This window comes from Sphingomonas sp. BT-65 (genome assembly GCF_026107375.2).
GTDB lineage: Bacteria > Pseudomonadota > Alphaproteobacteria > Sphingomonadales > Sphingomonadaceae > Sphingomonas.
Map to the genome: position 1 here is coordinate 1536026 of NZ_JAPCIA010000001.1, position 18795 is coordinate 1554820.

Annotated in this window: 18 protein-coding genes; 9 read left to right on the forward strand and 9 right to left on the reverse strand. The window is 65.1% G+C overall.

The window, feature by feature from the left end; genetic code table 11:
- The first annotated feature begins 17 nt into the window (after positions 1 to 17).
- The 5 genes from OK349_RS07330 to OK349_RS07350 all read left to right on the forward strand — a co-directional run bounded on the left by OK349_RS07330 (position 18) and on the right by OK349_RS07350 (position 3289).
- Positions 18 to 194, forward strand: a complete 177-nt coding sequence (locus tag OK349_RS07330) for a hypothetical protein (RefSeq protein ID WP_265117160.1) — start codon at positions 18 to 20, stop codon at positions 192 to 194.
- Positions 195 to 301: 107 nt separating this feature from the next.
- Positions 302 to 949 carry a PepSY-associated TM helix domain-containing protein gene (locus OK349_RS07335; protein WP_265118556.1) on the forward strand — a complete coding sequence of 216 codons (648 nt, stop codon included), beginning with the start codon at positions 302 to 304 and terminating at the stop codon, positions 947 to 949.
- Between the two features lie 13 nt (positions 950 to 962).
- Positions 963 to 1466: a DUF2271 domain-containing protein gene (locus tag OK349_RS07340; RefSeq protein WP_265117161.1), complete on the forward strand. Its 504-nt coding sequence runs from the start codon at positions 963 to 965 to the stop codon at positions 1464 to 1466.
- Between the two features lie 15 nt (positions 1467 to 1481).
- Positions 1482 to 2312 carry a DUF4198 domain-containing protein gene (locus tag OK349_RS07345; RefSeq protein ID WP_265117162.1) on the forward strand — a complete coding sequence of 277 codons (831 nt, stop codon included), beginning with the start codon at positions 1482 to 1484 and terminating at the stop codon, positions 2310 to 2312.
- Between the two features lie 74 nt (positions 2313 to 2386).
- Positions 2387 to 3289 (forward strand): FAD:protein FMN transferase, encoded by a 903-nt coding sequence (locus OK349_RS07350; RefSeq protein WP_265117163.1) that lies wholly within the window; start codon positions 2387 to 2389, stop codon positions 3287 to 3289.
- A 177-nt stretch (positions 3290 to 3466) separates the two neighbouring features.
- Here the strand turns inward: OK349_RS07350 and OK349_RS07355 are convergent, their stop codons facing one another.
- The 6 genes from OK349_RS07355 to cobT form a co-directional block, all read right to left on the reverse strand.
- On the reverse strand, positions 3467 to 7672 hold the full coding sequence (locus OK349_RS07355; protein WP_265117164.1) for an RHS repeat domain-containing protein: 4206 nt from the start codon (positions 7670 to 7672) through the stop codon (positions 3467 to 3469).
- 46 nt (positions 7673 to 7718) lie between these two features.
- On the reverse strand, positions 7719 to 7934 hold the full coding sequence (locus OK349_RS07360; protein ID WP_265117165.1) for an RHS repeat domain-containing protein: 216 nt from the start codon (positions 7932 to 7934) through the stop codon (positions 7719 to 7721).
- A 202-nt stretch (positions 7935 to 8136) separates the two neighbouring features.
- The gene (locus OK349_RS07365; protein WP_265117166.1) at positions 8137 to 8820 is read right to left on the reverse strand and encodes a Fe2+-dependent dioxygenase; all 684 of its coding nucleotides are present in this window, start codon (positions 8818 to 8820) and stop codon (positions 8137 to 8139) included.
- Between the two features lie 79 nt (positions 8821 to 8899).
- Positions 8900 to 11290, reverse strand: coding sequence for a TonB-dependent receptor (locus OK349_RS07370; protein WP_265117167.1), 2391 nt, complete (start codon positions 11288 to 11290; stop codon positions 8900 to 8902).
- Between the two features lie 48 nt (positions 11291 to 11338).
- A complete protein-coding gene (locus tag OK349_RS07375) occupies positions 11339 to 11617 on the reverse strand; it encodes a ribbon-helix-helix domain-containing protein (RefSeq protein ID WP_265117168.1) in 279 nt (92 codons plus the stop codon).
- A gap of 10 nt (positions 11618 to 11627) precedes the next feature.
- On the reverse strand, positions 11628 to 13460 hold the full coding sequence (gene cobT, locus OK349_RS07380; RefSeq protein WP_265117169.1) for a cobaltochelatase subunit CobT: 1833 nt from the start codon (positions 13458 to 13460) through the stop codon (positions 11628 to 11630).
- 137 nt (positions 13461 to 13597) lie between these two features.
- Between cobT and OK349_RS07385 the strand changes: the two genes are divergently transcribed.
- The gene (locus OK349_RS07385) at positions 13598 to 15172 is read left to right on the forward strand and encodes an alpha-N-arabinofuranosidase (RefSeq protein ID WP_265117170.1); all 1575 of its coding nucleotides are present in this window, start codon (positions 13598 to 13600) and stop codon (positions 15170 to 15172) included.
- 18 nt (positions 15173 to 15190) lie between these two features.
- On the opposite strand, the gene cobS is transcribed toward OK349_RS07385, so the two are convergent.
- The 3 genes from cobS to OK349_RS07400 all read right to left on the reverse strand — a co-directional run bounded on the left by cobS (position 15191) and on the right by OK349_RS07400 (position 17301).
- On the reverse strand, positions 15191 to 16198 hold the full coding sequence (gene cobS, locus OK349_RS07390) for a cobaltochelatase subunit CobS (RefSeq protein ID WP_265117171.1): 1008 nt from the start codon (positions 16196 to 16198) through the stop codon (positions 15191 to 15193).
- A 108-nt stretch (positions 16199 to 16306) separates the two neighbouring features.
- Positions 16307 to 16600, reverse strand: a complete 294-nt coding sequence (locus tag OK349_RS07395) for a DUF6958 family protein (protein WP_265117172.1) — start codon at positions 16598 to 16600, stop codon at positions 16307 to 16309.
- Positions 16600 to 17301, reverse strand: a complete 702-nt coding sequence (locus tag OK349_RS07400) for a winged helix-turn-helix transcriptional regulator (RefSeq protein ID WP_265117173.1) — start codon at positions 17299 to 17301, stop codon at positions 16600 to 16602. The genes OK349_RS07395 and OK349_RS07400 overlap by 1 nt, the downstream gene beginning before the upstream one ends.
- An 81-nt stretch (positions 17302 to 17382) precedes the next feature.
- Between OK349_RS07400 and OK349_RS07405 the strand changes: the two genes are divergently transcribed.
- The 3 genes from OK349_RS07405 (at position 17383) to OK349_RS07415 (ending at position 18783) form a co-directional block, all read left to right on the forward strand.
- On the forward strand, positions 17383 to 17511 hold the full coding sequence (locus tag OK349_RS07405; protein WP_265117174.1) for a hypothetical protein: 129 nt from the start codon (positions 17383 to 17385) through the stop codon (positions 17509 to 17511).
- An 85-nt stretch (positions 17512 to 17596) separates the two neighbouring features.
- Positions 17597 to 18091 (forward strand): VOC family protein, encoded by a 495-nt coding sequence (locus OK349_RS07410; protein WP_265117175.1) that lies wholly within the window; start codon positions 17597 to 17599, stop codon positions 18089 to 18091.
- A 29-nt stretch (positions 18092 to 18120) separates the two neighbouring features.
- The gene (locus OK349_RS07415; protein WP_265117176.1) at positions 18121 to 18783 is read left to right on the forward strand and encodes a glutathione S-transferase family protein; all 663 of its coding nucleotides are present in this window, start codon (positions 18121 to 18123) and stop codon (positions 18781 to 18783) included.
- The last annotated feature ends 12 nt before the right edge of the window (positions 18784 to 18795 follow it).

The following is an 18795-nucleotide window of genomic DNA, read 5'->3' on the forward strand; positions in this document are numbered from 1 at the left end:
GCGCCTGGAGAAAGCTCGTGGAAACCCGTCTTATCGTGGCTTACAGCCTCATCGCCCTCATGGTTTTCGGGGTTATCGTGGCGGCGCGAATCCTTTGGTACCAGTCATGGCGCCAGCGTACCGCCCGCGAACGCAAGCGCGAGCTGCGCCGCAGCGAACAGCGGCAGGAGGCAGCAGCACGCGCCGGCCTGTGACCGTCACGCCGCGATAAAGGACCATCTGCGGCTGCCGGACCCACATTGTAATTGCGAATCATTCTCGCTAAGTCGCGAACGACTCGCAATTGGAACCACCGCCCGCAATGCACGGCACCGCCGCCAAACCGGCTCCTCGCAAGAAAAGCCGGAAAGCCTTCTGGCTGAAGCAGCTGCATATGTGGCATTGGATGAGCTCCGCGATCAGCCTGATCGGGCTGCTGCTGTTCGCGATCACAGGCTTCACGCTCAACCACGCCGCCGACATCGAAGCGTCGCCGGTCACCGTCGAGAAGAAGGCGCAGCTCCCCGCCCCGCTCCTCGCCAGCATCAAGCCCGACGACGCGCCCGACACCAAGAAGCCGCTGCCAAAACCCGTCGCTGAATGGGTCGAGGCCAACCTCCCCGTCAAGCGCGCCGCCGGTGAGGCCGAATGGTCCGCCGGTGAGATCTACCTTGCCCTGCCCCGCCCCGGCGGCGACGGCTGGGTCGCGATCGACCGCGAGACCGGCGAGGTGACCAACGAGAGCACCAGCCGCGGCTGGATCGCCTGGCTCAACGATCTCCACAAGGGCCGCAATGCCGGCACCGTATGGAAATGGTTCATCGACATCTTCGTCGCCGCCTGCGTGATCTTCTCGCTCACTGGCCTCGTCCTGCTCCAGCTCCACGCGCGCCATCGGCCCAGCACCTGGCCGCTGGTCGCCGCGGGCCTGATCATTCCCGCCATCCTCGCCATCTACTTCATCCACTAAGGGGAATGCCGCCATGCAGCTTCGCACCACCGGATTGACCGCCACCGCGCTCGGCGCGGGCCTGCTCGCGCCCGGCATGGCGTCAGCGCAGACGCTCGAGGTCACGCTCACCATCCCGCGCCTCACCGTCGCCGAATATCACCGGCCCTATGTCGCGATCTGGCTGGAGAAGGAAGGCGCGCCCGCGAAGACCCTCGCCGTGTTCTACGACGTCGACATGAAGAACAACGAGGGCACCAAGTGGCTGCGCGACATCCGCCAATGGTGGCGCGCCTCGGGCCGCAGCATGAAGTTCCCCGCCGCCGGCGTCACCGGCGCGACCAAGGCGCCCGGCACACACAAGCTCAGCCTCAAGCCGCAGCTCGCCCCCGGCAACTACACGTTGGTGGTCGAGGCCGCGCGCGAGGTCGGCGGCCGCGAGCTGCTCCGCCTGCCCTTCGCGCTGCCCCCGGGCGGCACCGCCCGCGCCGCCGGCAAGTCCGAGCTCGGCGCCGTCACCCTCACCGTCAAGCGCTGACAAGGGGATAGCCTGATGAAGCTCCGCAACCTCATGATCGCCGCCGCAGCCGCCGCGATCGCCGTTCCCGCCGCCGTCCAGGCCCACCGCCAGTGGATGCTCCCGTCGATGACCGTCGTCTCGGGCGAGGGCGACGACGTGTGGGTGACGGTCGACGCCGCGGTCTCCAACGACCTCTTCTATTTCGAGCACCAGCCGCTGCGCTGGGACGCCAGCGTCCTGCTCCCCGACGGCACGCCCGGCGAGATCAGGAACAAGGCCACCGGCCGCTACCGCACCACTTTCGACGTGCAGATCGGCAAGCGCGGCACCTACAAGATCTACTACGCCACCGAGAGCGTGATGGGCAGCTACAAGCTGGGCGGCGAGGAGAAGCGCATCCCGCGCGGCACCACTACCGCCACCCTCGCCTCGGTCATCCCCGCCGGCGCCACCGACGTGCGCACCAGCGAGAGCAGCAACCGCAACGAGATCTTCGTCACCGCGGGCGAGCCCACTACCACCGTGTTCAAGCCCACCGGCAAGGGCATCGAGCTGGTCCCGGTCACCCACCCCAACGACCTCGTCGTCGGCGAGGACGCGACCTTCCAGTTCCTGCTCGACGGCAAGCCCGCCGCGGGCCTGCCCGTCACCGTCATCCCCGGCGGCATCCGCTACCGCGACCAGCTCCACCAGCAGGACCTCAAGACCGGCGCCGACGGCAAGGTCACGGTGAAGTGGGGCGATCCCGGCATGTACTGGATCAACGTCACCACCCCGCGCGCCGCCGGTGAGGAAGGCGCCCCGCCCGCTCCCGGCGCGCGCCGCGCGAGCTATGTGACGACGCTCGAGGTGATGGCCCCCTGAGCCGCGAACCGCGCGTCATCATCCCGAACGCGATCTCGCCCGCCGCCTTCCACAGGCGGCGGGCGAACGCGCTTGTGGCGCATCTCGGCGGCGAGACCATGGGCACGACCTGGTCGGCGAAGATCGTCGCCCCGCCCGCGAACGTGCAGACGGAGATCGAGGCGGTGCTCGCCACCATCATCGCCCAGATGAGCCATTGGGAGCCGAGCTCCCAGCTCAGCCGCATCAACGATAGCGCGCCGGGCACCTGGCACCGCATCGGCCCCGAATTCGCGCAGGTGATGGGACAAGCGCTCGACATCGCCAGGCGTTCGGGCGGCGCGTTCGACCCGGCGATGGGCGTGCCCGTCAATCTCTGGGGCTTCGGCCCGCCCGGCCCGCGCGAGGGCCTCCCCAGCGAAGCCGAGATCGAAGCCGCCCGCGCCCTCAGCGGCTATGACGCGATCGACTTCGATCCCCTGCTCCTGCGCCTCCGCCTCACCCGCCCGGTCCGGCTCGACCTCTCCGGCATCGCCAAGGGCTATGCCGTCGACGCCGTCGCCGCCCGCCTGCGCGCGCTGGGCTGCCTCGACTTCCTCGTCGAGATCGGCGGCGAATTGCTAGGCGAAGGCATCCAGCCCGACGGCCAGCCCTGGTGGGTCGATGTCGAGGTGCCGCCAGGGGTGGAGGCCGCGCCGCTGCGCATTGCGCTGCATGGGTTGGCGGTTGCGACGTCGGGCGACTATCGGCGCAGGTTTGTGGAGGGCGACACCCGCTATGCCCACACCCTCGATCCGCGTGCCGCCCGCCCCATGGACAACCGGATCGCCAGCGCCACCGTCCTCCACCGCGACTGCGCCCAAGCCGACGCCTGGGCGAGCGCGCTGACGGTGCTGGGGATGGAAGAGGGCATAGCCCTCGCCGCACCCGAGGAGTTGGAAGCGCATATATTGGAGCGAGATAGAGAAAAAGGCCGGGAACTGACGTCCCCGGCCTAGAATTAAGTGCACTGTCACCGTAATCCTATCACTGACTCCTAGTCAGATATAATATGATAGCACAAGCAATAGCTATCAAAATTGGCTTAGAGAATCCATCAACAGATAATATCTCCAAAATGGCTCCAGCACTAGCCAAAACAAAGGAGGCAATTATCCACCACCTATTTCCGATATTTATTTGCATGACGTAAGAGCTTTCACTCCTTTCATAGCAATACTTGCAACACTTAATCCGACGCCAACACCTGCCGCCGCTCGCATGGATATAACTCCAAAATATTTTCCGACGGCACCGCCAACCAATGTAGTCACAAAAGCCCCGTCAGATAGCCAACTAACCCCATCATCCATTTGCTCAAGCGCTTCGCACATTTCTTCCGGGGTCATGTTCCGATTGCACATTTGCATTCCATTGGTTGTTGTGTAGCATGATCGAGGTGTAGGTTCCAAAGGTACGACGCACACCTTATCACCCGATGTGTCAGTGTCCTCGTAGGCCCCCTTACCAAGGCTGGAACATGAGAAGCCCGCCTCCAGTCCACCATTACCTTGACTACTGTACTGACTTCCAGAGGATCGCTCTCGTTTCTTGAACCGAACGATGTTGACCGTCTCCGGGTCGTCCGGAGAGACCGAAACAAAGCCGGTTGGGGATCCTCCGCCAGCACCGGATTGCGGCACAAGAGTTCCCGTAATTGTAGCATCGGCGTCTTGCATCCCCGTCGGATCGACCTTGTTAACCGGATCCCCCTTCACATACCCATACAAGTTCAACCCATCCCCATAGCCAATCGGATCGGTCTGCATGAACCGCCCAAGCGCCGGATTGTAGATGCGCGCCTTGTAGTAATAGGCCCCCAGCTCCGGCAGCCACAGCTGCCCGGTATAGCCGAACCGTCCCGCAACGCCGCCTCCCGGCACGCCATATTCGTCGAAGCTATAGGTCGCGATCGCCGAGCCCGAACCATTGCTCACCGCAATGACGCTGCCCCGCTCATCGGCGTGCAGCCAGCGCCGGTCGCCGGTGCCGCTGCCCTCATACCACACCAACGGCTCGTCCATCCCCGGGCCGTGGACATAGCGCCGCAGCACGTTGCCGCTCGGGTCCAGCTCGAGCGCCAGATCGTTGCCGTCCCACGCATAGCGCATGTCCGAACCACCCAGCGTGCGGATCAAGCGTCCCGCCGGATCGGCGTAGAGTTGGCTCATGCCCCCGCCATGGGTCATCCAGTTCTCGACATCATAGCCATAGCCCGTCGATCCGATCGCGGTGATGTTGCCCCGTGCGTCATGGCTCACACCGCTGCCGCCGGTCGCCGTCACCTGGTTGAGGCCGTTGATCGTGTCGCTCACGCTGCCGTTCACGAACTGGACATACGCGTAGCCAGTGTGGTCCCGCGTCCGGCTGGAGATTCCGCTCGCCGGGTCATGCGTGAACGTCGCCGTTACGTCGTGCGACGTGCCCGCCAGATCATGTCCCAATGAGGCCAGCCGCGACACCGCGTCATAGCCATAGCTCGTCACCGTGCCGTTGCCGCGCGTCAGGCTCACCCGCCGGCCGAGATCGTCATAGCCGAACACCGCCAGCACCCCCGCGCCCGAGCTCGCCCCGTTCTCGCGGATCGCCGAGACCTCGCCCGTCACCAGATAGTCGTAGTCGACGTAGAACCCGCCGCCCGGATGCGTCACCCGCGTGCGCCGGCCCGCCAGGTCGTACTGGTAGGTGAAGGTGCCCGAATTGGCGCCAGCGCTGATGTTGCGCCCCAGCGCATCGAAGCCGAACGACAGCGAATGTCCGTCGGTCTTCGACATGCCAGTCATCCGCCCGAGCAGGTCGTAGCTGTAGCTCGTGTCGGGATTGCTGCCCGGTAGGTCCTTGAGCGTCAGCCGCGACAGATCGTCATAGCCGAAGCCGATCGCCTGCCCGTCGCGCAGCCGCTGGCTGATGATGTTCGAACCAGCGTCGTAGGTCAGCTCCTCATAATCGGTCGTCGAGCTGAAGCCTGCCGTCGCCGGATCGGGATAGCGCATCTTCTTGAACCGATCATGCCCGTCATACTCGTACGTCGTCTTGTTGCCCTTGCCGTCGGTGACGGTCTCGACCTGGCCGTTGTCGGTGAAGCTCACATAGTCATGCGACGCGTCCGCCGTGCCGAACGCGCGATGATAGTCGACCACACGCCCAACCGCATCGAACCCGCGCTGCTCGACCCGGTCGGGACCGTTGGGCCCGGTGAGTTGCGGCGTGCATGAATCGCTCTGCCCCGCCCATTGCGCGGGATCCATCCGCTGCGCGGTGCACACCAGCAAGTCACGGCTGTTATAGCCATATTGCGTCACCGCCTGATCGGTGCCGCCCGACGACAGCACATCCTTCACCTTGCGCGCCTTCGCGTCATAGGTCGTGGTCACCTTCTCGGCTGGCGCGAACGCCGACCAGTCGCCATCCGACTGGCTGTCGACCGTGCCGTTCTCGGCGACCGTGAGCTGCCCGTCGGCATTGTAGGTGAAGCGCTGCGCGCGATGCTTGCGCCCGCCCGGGCCATCCTGGTCCGGGCCGACGACACCGACGACCTGACGGCCGGCGTCATACCGTGTGCGCACCGTATCCGCCGTGCCGCTCAGCGGTCCGTCCACCGTCAGCCGGTTCCCCACCTCGTCATAGGTGAAATTCGAAGTCGCCGACAGCGAACCATCGCCTGCCGCAGTCGTCACCGACGTGGGCAGCAGGTTGTTGGCAGTCCCGCTCGTGCCATAGGCGATCGTGGTCTTGACTTCGTCAGCCGTGCCGGCGCAGCTCGCGCTGGTCTGGCACCGCGAGACGCCGGTCAGCTGATAGATCGGCGTCGGCGCCTGCACTAGCACGCCCGAGCTGTTCTTGTACCACGCGTGGAGCGCGGTGTAGCTGTAGCGCGTCTGCGGACGGACGCCGCCCGGTGTCGGCGCCGGAGCGGTGACCGTCAGAAGGCCGCCATGCACCGGGTCATAGGTATAGTCGGTGACATTCCCCTTCGCATCGGTCGTCGAACCGGGCTTGTTGCACGTCAGCGGATTGCTGCAGGTCGTCGGGAAAACCGCCGACGTCATGATGCTCGCCTCGCCCGAACCCGGCTTGGCGGAACGCACCGTCTGAGTGATGTTGCGCCGGTCGTCGAATGTATTGTTGATCTTGTCGCCTTCCGGCATCTCGATCGAGAAATATTGCCCATCACCGGCAGGCCCGAACTTTGTAATATTTCCCAGGCTGTCCTCGATCGACAAAGGCTGACCGCCGACTGGCACAACCATGCGGGCGTTCAGCGCGGGATCGGTTATCGTGACGGTCGACAGGCCAGGTTCCGGCCAATCGTTCGTAAAGTTGTAGCCCCAGACGTCGCCGCCCTGATTCACCTGAGAAATCCGGCGATTGTTGGTCGGCCCTAGATAGCTGTACGTTACGTTGTCGCTCGAGGCGGAAGGCCGCTTGATGGCTGTCAGAAAGCCGGCGCTATCGAGGGTATACCGCGTCGCGCGATTGAGCGCGTCGGTCACGGTGAACAGCGTGTTGGTCCCGGACGTAGTGCTGGAATAGGTGGCCGACGGCCACGCACGCGAGAAGGCACAGTGGTCGGCCGACGGATTGCAATAATCCACCGCGTTGTTGAGCAGCGTCACCTTGGTGACGGTGAGCCAGGATTTCTTGCTGGCCGCGTTGCTCAGGTTCGATGCGTCGTTAGATTCATATTCGAGCTTTGCCTGATAGCCCGTGGTGCTGGTCGCCGACTGCAAGCGCAGTGTGCGATTGATGCATATTGTCCCTGGCGTGCATGGTTGCGTCGGTGCCGAGCGATAGGTCAGCTTGATTCGCTCGCCATCCGGCTCGACGATCTCCGCGTCCCTATCCAGATATGGATCGGACCAGTAATCCAACCCCTTCTGGGTAATGAACTTCCGGCCATTTGCCGCTGTCCAGGTATGACGCGTGGTCAAAGGATCATAAGTCAGCGTCGATCCATTTGGTATCGCGGGGGTATATCCAATGGTTGGATTCCCCGTGAAGACATCGGTGACATTGCCAAAACTGAGGGTGTTGATGGACCCAGAGGCATTCATTGAGAACGTATAGCTGTCGCGCCACCCGTTTCCATTCCATAGGCGCGAATAGGTCATCCCGGATGTTTCGTTGCCGATCGAAACATCATCGGTGCTCAGCGTTGGCTGACGCGCCGCGAGATCGATCCCGTTGCGATCTAGCGTCGCGTCCACAGGCGGCGGGGGGGTACCGCTCATGTCCTGCGCCAGCGCAGGCGCCGCCACACCACTCGCAAGAATACTCGTCGCCACGAGCCACGTCCGGGCCCGGCGATATGGGCGCACGTCGCCCTGCCGTTGAATCAGCATGTTTGAATCTCCGTTGATTTGATAAGTTGCGTTCGCCCGCGCGCCCTTACGGTGCGCCGGTCACCGTCTTGCTCGTCCGGTTGTCGGCCTTGTCGTACGTGTAATTGGCCTGGACGTTGTTGTTCACGCTGCCGCTATGCTTCACCGCGACCAGCCGGCCGCGCGCATCGTAGCTATAGGTGACGGTCTCGCTCGCCGCCGCGACCGCGAGCCCCGTCAGCGCGGCGATCGCAATCACCGCGCCGGTCCTGACGTTCTTCATGTTCCTACTCCGCCATTGAGGAACATTGTAGGAACATTTGAATTCCAACATTGCAAGCACAAATACGTGCGGCAGGAATAACTCTACCGTACCAATGACTTGCCAGGATGTTGGATTTATCCAACACGACTTCACCGGTAGTCGGGGATTTGTTGGATTCGCAGGCTGCCGTCTTCTCTGGGCAACCTTCGCCACTTTCGGATCAGGCGTCAGCCCAGCGGCGCAGCAGGTTGTGATACACGCCGGTCAGCTCGATCACGCTGCGGTCGCTCCCGCCGAGCTGGCCGGTCAGCCGCTGCACGCTCTGGTCGAGGTCGAACAGGATGCGCCGCGCGGCGGCGTCGCGGACCATCGACTGGAGCCAGAAGAAGCTCGCCACGCGCCGCCCCCGGGTCACCGGCGTCACATGGTGCAGGCTCGACGAGGGGTAGACCACCGCATGCCCGGCGGGCAGCTTCACCTGCTGCACGCCATAATGATCCTCGATCATCAGCTCGCCGCCATCATAGGCGGCCGGATCCTCGAGGAAGATCGTGATCGACAGGTCGCTACGGATGCGGAATTCGCTACCGCGCTTGATCCGGATCGCGTTGTCGACGTGCGTGCCGAAGGTCTGTCCCTCGCCATAGCGGTTGAACAGCGGCGGGAAGACCTTGAGCGGCAATGCCGCCGCGAAGAACAAGGGCGAACGGCCGAGGGCATCGAGGATGATGCCCCCGGCCTCGAGCGCCGCCGGGCTTCCCTCCGGCAGCTGCTCGTTCTTCTTGGCCAGCGCCGACTGGTGGCCGGAGGTGACGTTGCCGTCGACCCATTGGGCCGCATCGATGATCGCCCGCACCCGCGCCACCGTCTCGGCGTCCAGCAGCTCGGGGATCGCGATCGTCATGGCACTTGCCTAGCCGGAAGGAGTGGGAGCGGGCAACGGTCCCGGGACAGGTGGACCGTCACCCGCTCCTCCCCCTTGTTCAGAAGCGATACCCGATCGTCAGCACCGCCGCGCGGCCCTCGCCGGGCGTCGCCCAGCCATTGTTGCGGACCCGCGTGTAATATTCCTCGTCGGTGAAGTTCTTGACGTTGACCTGCGCCGTCAGGTTCGGCGTGAAGTCATAGGCCAGGAAGGCGTTGTGGATCATGTAATCCTCCGCCTTAAACAGCGTCGCCGCGTTGTTGTTGAGGTAGAAGCTGCCCTGATAGGTGAAGCCGTAGCCGATCTTGAGCCCGAACGGCAGCGCGTAGACGGTGAACAGGCTGCCCGAATGGCGCGGCGTCTGCACCAACGGGTTGCCGGCCTGCGGATCGGGGATCGGTCCCGCGCCGTTGGTCGCGACGCTGCGGATCACTTCGCTGTCGAGATAGGTGTAGTTGGCGGTGATCGACCAGGCCGGGGTGATCTGCCCCACCGCCCCCAGCGCGATACCGTTGACGCGCGATTCGCCGTCGAGCTGCTGCTCGGGGATCAGCGGATCAGCCGAAGGCACCTTGTAGTTGGTACGCTCGTTGCGGAACGCCGCTGCGGTCAGCAGCAGGCGACCGCCCATGATCTCCGCCTTGGCGCCGATCTCGTAATTCACCGCGGTCTCGGGTTTGACGTTGCAGGTGTCCACCGTGCACGATCCGTTGACCGAGGTCTTGGACGGCGTCTTCGAATTGCCATAGGCGGCATAGAGGCTCACCGCCTCGACCGGCTTGAACACCAAGCCAGCGCGATAGGAGAAGAGGTTGTCGGCGTTCTCTACCGGCACGCCCGGCGTCACCACGCCAGCGGTCGAAACCGTGTCGCTCCTGTGCTTGCCCTCGTTCCGTTCGTAGCGGACGCCGAGATTCAGCTCGAGCTGCTTGGAGAAGGCGATCGTATCGAACAGATAGATCGCGTAGTTCGTCACCTCACCGCGCTGGCGGCCGCTCTCGATATAGTTGAGCGGGCCGGTGTAGACATTGCTGCCATAGACCGCACCGGGCACCGCCGGACCGGGCACGATCTCATTCGGATTGGCAATGTTGATATAGGGCAGGTGCGCGGCCGCATTCGGCGCCGCGGGATTGAATTCGACCGGGTTGCTCCCGTTCGCAGCGCGAAGCGAGTTGCCGTTGGAAAGGTTGAACTGTTCCCACGCCGCTGAAATGCCCAGCACCAGCGTGTGGCGAAGCCCGCCGGTGGCGAACTCGGCGGAAAGGTCGGTCTGGTTGTACATCAGCTGGTTGCGGGTGATGCGCGTGGTGCCGCGCGGGCCGGAGGGCAGGTAGTAGCCTGCTGGCACGGTGATGTTGAACACCTGGCCAACGCCGGTCCGCGTATCCAGATCGACGACGCAGCTTCCGCCCGTCGGCGTCACGCCGCTCGCCAGGCACCAGGTGCCCTGGGGCGGGTTCACCAGCGCATGTTGGCGCACGTCCTGCCAGCGCGTCAGGTTGCGGATCGAGACGTCGTCGCTGAAGTCATGCTCGAAGACGATCGTCGCCTGGTCGACATTGGTCTCCTGGCGGTCGATATTGCGATAGCCGAAATAGTCGCTCGGATCGACGCCCGGCAACGCCCCCGCGTTGGTCGCGGTCTGGTAATAAGGCACGCCGTATTGCGGCGTGTTGATGTCTTCCTGGTGGAAATATTTGAGCGTCAGCCGGGTCGGCCCGCCGATGCCCAGCGTCACCGAGGGCGCGACGCCCCAGCGGTCATACTTCTCGACGTCACGGCCCGGCACGTCGTTCTTGTGCACCATCGCGTTGAGGCGGAACGCCACCTTGTCGCCGGTGCGGACATTGGCGTCGAGTGTGCCGCGATAATAGTCGTCGGTGCCGATGCCGCCGGTGACGATCACCTGGTCCTCGGCGAGCGGGCTCTTGGTGACGATGTTGATCGATCCGCCGACCGACCCGGCGCCTGCGGTCACCGAATTGGCGCCGTTCACCACTTCGAGTTGCTCAAGGTTGAACGGGTCCGTGCGGCTGTACTGCGCGCTGTCGCGCACGCCGTCGACGGTGATGTCGGTATTCGCTGAATAGCCGCGGAAGTTGATCGAATCGCCATAGCCACCGCCGCCTTCGCCCGCACCGAAGGTAATGCCCGGTACGGTCGAGAGCACGTCGCGGAGCGTCAGCAAATTCTGCTCCTCGATCGTCTTGTTGGTGATGATCGTCACGCTCTGCGGCGTGTCGCGCACCGGGCGGGTGGCCTTGGGGCTTTCCTGCTCGGACTTCACTTCCTGCCCGGTGACGACGACGTCGTCGCGGCGGTCCTGATCGTCGGGCCCGGCGGCAGGATCCGCGGCAAGCGCAGGTGCCGAAGCGATGAATCCGACCGCGGCCAATGCGAGGAAGACGGGTGCGGCCTTGCCGCCGTCGAAGGTGGTGCGAGTCATGTGAGCCCCTTTGGTTTCGGGGCCAGCTATTGCGACTAGTTCTCACTGTCAATGTTGTTGCGAGTCATTTTCATCATTGTCGCAAATTTGTCGCAGCGCGAACAGCCAGAGGCGGATCGCGCTCGCCAGATTCGGTGGGTCGGCGGCGCCGATGCGCAGATGATCGATCTCGGCGACGAGCGCGTTGAGCGGCAGGCTCCGCGCATGCGCGGCATCCTCCAGCGCGGTCCAGAATGCCGGCTCCAGGCTGATCGAGGTGGGATGCCCGGCAATGGTGATCGAGCGCTTGACCGGGCCATGGAACCCGCCCGGCGGCGCCTCGATCATGCCTCCCCCGTCACGCTTCTATGTCGAACAGCGCGGCGAGCTGCTCGATCATCGTGCCGGCGAGCTGATCGACGTCCATGATCGTCACCGCGCGGCTGTAGTACCGCGTCACGTCGTGCCCGATGCCGATCGCGACCAGCCCGACCGGCGAACGCTGCTCGATCCAGCCGATCACCTGCCGCAGATGGCGCTCGAGATAGGAGCCGCTGTTCACCGACAAGGTCGAATCGTCGACCGGGGCGCCGTCGCTGATCACCATCAGGATCTTGCGATCCTCTTGCCGCGCGATCAGCCGGTGATGCGCCCAGAGCAGCGCCTCGCCGTCGATATTCTCCTTGAGCAGCCCTTCGCGCATCATCAGCCCGAGCGACTTCTTCGCCCGCCGCCACGGCTCGTCAGCCTGTTTGTAGACGATGTGACGCACGTCGTTGAGCCGCCCGGGTTGCGCAGGGCGCCCCTCTGCGAGCCACTTCTCCCGGCTCTGCCCGCCCTTCCACGCACGGGTGGTGAAGCCGAGGATCTCGGTCTTCACCCCCACCCGCTCGAGCGTGCGCGCGAGGATGTCGGCGCTGATCGCCGCGATCGAGATCGGCCGGCCGCGCATCGATCCCGAATTGTCGATCAGCAGCGTGACGACGGTGTCGCGGAACTTGGCGTCCTTCTCCACCTTGTAGGACAGCGACTGCATCGGATTGACGACCACGCGCGCCAGCCGCGCCGCGTCGAGCAGTCCCTCTTCCTGGTCGAAGTCCCAGCTGCGGTTCTGCTGCGCCATCAGCCGCCGCTGCAGCCGGTTGGCGAGCTTGGTCACAACGCCCTGCAGATGTACGAGCTGCTGGTCGAGATAGGCACGCAGCCGCTCGAGCTCCTCCTCGTCGCACAGCTCGGTCGCGGCGATCACTTCGTCATATTGCGTGGTGAAGCTCTTATAGTCGAACTGCGGCGGCAGATCAGACCAGGGGCGATTGGGGCGGACGGGCATCATCCCCTCCTCGCCCTCGTCCCCAGGCTCGCCATCCGTATCGTCGAACTCGCCCTGCTCCTGGTCGCTTTCCTGCCCGTCGTCGGTCTCGGCTTCGCGCTGTTCGCCGCGCGCTTCGACCTCGCCCTCGCCGGTGTCGCTGTCCTGTTCGCCGTCCTCGCCCTGGTCCTGATCCTGCTCGTCGGTGCCCTCGTCCTCGCCGCCGCCTTCGTCGGTCTCGTCGGGGAGCAGTTCGCCTTCGGTCAGCTCAAGGTCCTCGAGCAAATTGCCGACCAGCTTGGCGAACGCCGCCTGGTCGTCGATCGCCAGCGCCAGCGCATCGAGATCGGCACCGCCCTTGTCCTCGACCCAGTCGCGTATCAGCGCGAGCCCCAGCGCCGCCTCGGCCGGTGCCTCGCGCCCGGTCAGCCGCTCACGCACCATCAGCTGGATCGCGGTCGACAGCGGCACCTCGTCGCGCGTCCGTGCCCGGCTGATCGGGTCGGAACGCATGCGCATCTCGAGCGCACGGTCGAGATTCTCCGCAATTCCGGCATAGCCGCGCGATCCCAGCGCTTCGACCCGCGCAGTCTCCACCGCATCGAACACCGCGCGCGCCACGGCCTCCTTGGGCGCCGCCTTCAAGTGCATCGCGCCGTCGTGCAGCCGCATGCGCAGCGCGAAGCCGTCGGCGAAGCCGCGCGCCTCAGCCACCTGCTCGGGCGGAAGGTTGCGGCCCGGCATCGGCACCTTGATGTGCCGCCCCGATTGCGTCGGCGCGTCGGCGGTAAAGGCGAGCTCGATCTCCGGCTCGTGCGCGAGCGCGCGCGAGGCCCCCGTCAGGACGGAGCGGAACTGGTCGAGGGGAGAGTCGCTGGCCATGGACTGCACCCCCTATCAAAGCGCGACGCGGTCCAAAAGGCATCGCCGCCCGATTTGACCATTGCGCTCGGCAACCGATCCCAATAATCAGACAAATATTCCACTATTTGATGACGTCGAACCGAGGGGAGAGGGAGATGGGGTATCGATCCGGCTTTGCCGCGTTGCTGCTGGCGGGGCTCGTAATTTGTCCAACCATTCCGGCCTTGGCGCAGCAGGCGACGCCCGCATCCGCGCCCGGCGCCACCGCGACGCTGCGCGCCGACAAGCCGGGCGCGAAGATCGACCGCCGCATCTTCAGCCAGTTCGCCGAGCATCTCGGCACGGGCATCTATGGCGGCGTGTGGGTCGGCGCCAACTCGAAGATTCCCAACACCCGCGGCTATCGCAACGACGTCGTCGCCGCGCTCAAGGATCTGCGCGTGCCGGTGGTGCGCTGGCCCGGCGGCTGCTTTGCCGACGAATATCATTGGCGCGAGGGGATCGGCCCGCGCGGCCAGCGCCCGGTCAAGGTCAACACCCATTGGGGCGGCGTGACCGAGGACAACGCCTTCGGCACGCACGAGTTCATGGATTTCGCCGAGCTGATCGGCGCCGAGGCCTATGTCTCGGGCAATGTCGGCAACGGCACACCCCAGGAAATGGCCGAGTGGGTCGAGTACATGACCGCGCCCGCCGGCACGCTCGCCGATTTGCGGGCGAAGAACGGCCGCAAGACGCCGTGGAAGGTCCCCTATTTCGGGCTCGGCAACGAGCTGTGGGGCTGCGGCGGCAGCATGCGCCCCGAATATGCCGCCGACCTCACCCGCCGCTACTCGACCTTCATCAAGGTGCCCGAGGGGGTGAAGGTCGCCAAGATCGCGAGCGGCGCCAACTCGGTCGACTATAACTGGACTGAGGTGATGATGCGCGACGCCGGCAAGATGTTCGACGGCATCGGCGTGCATTACTACACGGTGCCCGGCAGCTGGCAGAAAAAGGGCTCGGCGACGCAGTTCGACGAGGAGGAGTACGCCCGCACCCTCCACAAGACGCTGCTGATGGACGAGCTGGTCCGCAAGCATTCGGCGATCATGGACAAATATGATCCGCAGAAGCGCGTGAACCTGGCGGTCGACGAATGGGGCACCTGGTACTCGCCCGAGCCGGGCACCAACCCCGGCTTCCTCTACCAGCAGAACACGATGCGCGACGCGATCGTCGCCGCGCTCAACATCAACATCTTCACCCGCTACGCCGATCGCGTGCGGATGACCAACATCGCCCAGATGGTGAACGTGCTCCAGGCGATGATCCTGACCGACGGGTCGAAGATGGTGCTGACGCCGACCTACCACGTCTTCCACATGTACCGCCCGTTCCAGGACGCGACCTTCCTGCCGATGGAGGTCAAGAGCAGCTGGTATCACAAGGACCAATGGGCGCTGCCCGCGGTCAGTGCGAGCGCGGCGAAGGGCACCGACGGCAAGGTCCATGTCGCACTGGTCAACACCGATCCCAACCGCCCGGCGAGCGTGACCAGCGCGATCGAGGGCCTCGCCGCGACCCGCGCGAGCGGGCTGGTGCTGACCGCGCCGCAAGTATCGGCGCACAACAGCTTCGACGCGCCCGACCGCGTCCGCCCCCAGCCGTTCGACGGCGCGCGGGTCGATCAGGCGGGACTGTCGGTCACGCTGCCGCCGGCGTCGGTGGTGGTGCTGACGCTCGAATAGCGGCCAGCGGGGAAGGCGTCAGTTCGCCTTCCCCACCACGCTCTCGGGCAGGTCCTTGCCGAACACGCGCTGGTAATATTCCGCCACCAGCGCGCGCTCCGCCTCGTCGCACTTGTTGAGGAACGACAGGCGGAAGGCGAAGCCTGGATCCTTGAAGATCTCGGAATTCTGCGCCCAGGTGATCACCGTGCGCGGGCTCATCACGGTCGAGATGTCGCCGGCGATGAAGCCGCGGCGCGTCAGGTCGGCGACGCGCACCATGTTCTCGACCAGCTCCTTGCCGCCCGGCTTGTCATATTCGCCCGACTTGGCGAGCACGATCTGCGCCTCGGTCGCGGCGGGGAGATAGTTGAGCGTCACGACGATGTTCCAGCGGTCCATCTGGCCCTGGTTGATCTGCTGCGTGCCGTGATAGAGCCCGCTCGTGTCGCCCAGGCCCACCGTGTTGGCGGTCGAGAACAGCCGGAACCACGGGTTCGGGCGGATCACGCGGTTCTGGTCGAGCAGGGTCAGCTTGCCCTCGGTCTCGAGCACGCGCTGGATCACGAACATCACGTCGGGCCGGCCCGCATCATATTCGTCGAACACCAAAGCGGTCGGCGTCTGCAGCGCCCAGGGCAGCAGCCCCTCGCGGAACTCGGTGACCTGCTGCCCGTCACGCAGCACGATCGCATCGCGGCCGATCAGGTCGATACGGCTGATATGCGCGTCGAGGTTGATGCGGATGCACGGCCAGTTGAGCCGCGCCGCGACCTGCTCGATATGCGACGACTTGCCGGTGCCGTGATAGCCCTGGATCATCACCCGGCGGTTGTGCGCGAAGCCCGCCAGGATCGCGAGCGTGGTGTCCGGATCGAACACATAGGCCGGATCGAGATCGGGCACGCGCTCGTCCGCTTCGCTGAACGCCGGCACTTCCATGTCGATGTCGATGCCGAACAGGTCGCGTACGGGCACGCTCTTGTCGGGGGCTTCGAGGATCGTCGTCTCCCGGCTGTCGGGCTGGGTGTTGGGAATGTCGGTCATCACAGGGCCTTCGCAGAGTCGCCGCAGTCCCTAGCCCCGCGCGTCACCCCAAGTCGAGATGCTTGTACCGCGCCGCATCATTTCCGCGGCCATGTCACGCACGCCGCGTCAGGCGCGATACAACCGCACCGGGGCCGTCGAGCGCGCGATCACGCCCTTGGCTTCCTGGTCGAGCTGCACCGCCTTGATCCACCAGCCGGCCTTGTCGCCGCCGGGGAACAGGTCCTCGGGCAGGCGCGACAGCAGGGCCGCCTTGATCTCGCCCGGCGTCAGCCCCGGCGCGGCCGCGGGCAGCACGTCCAGCATTGCATCGCGCATCGCCGCGAACTTCGCCGCCTCGACGCGATAGGTCTTGCCCGGCTGGAGCACATTCTCGATCTCGATCCGCTCGGGCTTGGCCATCATGCGTCTCCTTGGGTGATTTTCTCGGGCAGCGCGAAGAGGTCGACGAACTTCTGCGCCAGCTCGCGGTCGCCGCTCAGGCGCAACCGGCCCTCGGCCTCCGACTCCGCGAACGGCCATTTGCCGTAGACGAGGGTCACGAACCGCGTCGGATCGGTCTCGAATGTGACGTCGGCGGCATCGGTCTCGCCGCGCTCGATCGCCAGATCGTCCTGGTCGAGACGGCCGATGAACGACGCGCCCGGAAAGCGGAACGCCAGCGTCATGCGCAAATCCGGCCGGTCGGGCCGGATCATCGTGCGCAGCGACAGCATCGCCGAGACGGGCGAGAGCGGCAGCGTCGGGTCGTGCCGCGGCGAGCGCGTCGCCCAGCGGCCCATCGTCTGGAAGATCGGCTCGCTTTCATAGCCCCAGGGCGTCAGCTCATAGACCTGCACGTTCGCGGGCGGCGGCAATTTGCGCCGCATCAGGATATCCGCGCGCTCGAGGCTTTCGAGCCGCTGGGTCAGCACGTTGGCGCTGATCCCGGTCAGGTCGGCCTTCAATTCGCCGAAGCGACGCGGCCCCAGCATCAGCTCGCGCACGATCAGCATCGACCAGCGCTCGCCCAGGAATTCCAGCGCCAATGCGGTGCCGCACGCATCGTCATACCAGCGCTTTTCCGCCACTTTCGCCTCTTGAGTCATTTTTTCTAACTTCATAGTTGCTTTTTATAACCGAGTCGCGCATCAAGATCAAGCAAGCGATTCGCGGCCCTCCGCCGCCCCCAATGGAGAAGTCCGATGCGCAACCTGTTCCGCGAGTATCTGCCGGTCGCCCAAAGCGTCGCCATCGGCGTCGCCGCGTTCTGCCTCACCACGGTGATGATGCTGGGCCACGGCGCGCTCAACAGCACCGGCCCTTTCGCCTGACCGCATCCGCGGGTCGTTGATCGAAAACAAGTCGCGCATGCGACGACTCGAGCGTTTCAATCGAGTTCCCAGAAGGAGAGAAGCCATGACCAAGCTGATGACCTGCATCTGGTACAATCACACCGCCGAGGAAGCCGCCAACTTCTACGCCTCGGTGCTGCCCGACAGCCGCGTCACCGCGGTCCACAAGACCCCCTCCGACACGCCGTCGCAAAAGGCCGGCGACGTGATCACCGTCGAGTTCGAGGTGGCGGGGCATAAGTTCATCGGCCTCAACGGCGGCACGATGTTCCCCCAGACCGAGGCGGTCAGCTTCATGATCATGACCGACGATCAGGAAGAGACCGACCGGCTGTGGAACGCGATCGTCGACAATGGCGGCCAGGAAAGCGCCTGCGGCTGGTGCAAGGACAAATGGGGCGTCAGCTGGCAGATCACGCCGAAGCGGCTGATGCAGCTGATCTGGGAGAATCCCGACCCCGCCGCCAGCAAGCGCGCGATGGATGCGATGCTGACGATGCGCAAGATCGACATCGCCACGGTCGAGGCTGCCGCGGCCGGCGAGCCGGTCAGCGCCTGAGCGCCGCGTTCAAATCTAGGAGAGATGCCATGACCGTGGAGATCACCGGGTTCGACTGGGTGCCCGATTTCGCCAAGGGCTTCGTCCGCGACCTGCGCCCGCGCTGGGCGTGCGCGGAGATCGGCCTGCCCTATTCGATGCGCCTGCTCAACGCCGCCGCGCCACGCCCCGAGGCTTATTTCCAGGAACAGCCCTGGGGCCAGGTGCCGGCGCTGGTCGATCCGGACCACGGCGTTCGCATGTTCGAGAGCGGCGCGATCCTGCTGCATCTCGGCGAGAAGGACGAACGGCTGCTGCCGCGCGACCCGCAGGGCCGGGTCACCGCGATCAGCTGGCTGTTCGCCGCCTATAACAGCGTCGAGCCGCTCACCTTCGAACTCTCGAACATCGAGATTTTCGCGGCCGGCGAGAAATGGGCGGAACTTCGCCGCCCCAGCCTCATTGAGTTTGCGGGCCAGCGCCTCGACCGGCTCGCTACGGCGATCGAGGGACGCGAATGGCTCGCCGGCCGTTTCAGCATCGCCGACATCGCGATGGCCACCGTGCTGCGCAATGTCGAGGGCAGCGGCCTGATCGAGGAGCGCCCGGTGCTGATGGCCTATCTCGAACGCGCGATCGACCGCCCGGCCTTCAAAGCCGCGCTTGCTGCCCAGCTCGCCGACTTCAAGCCCGCACCGGCCGCCGCAGCCTGAACGATTGATCGA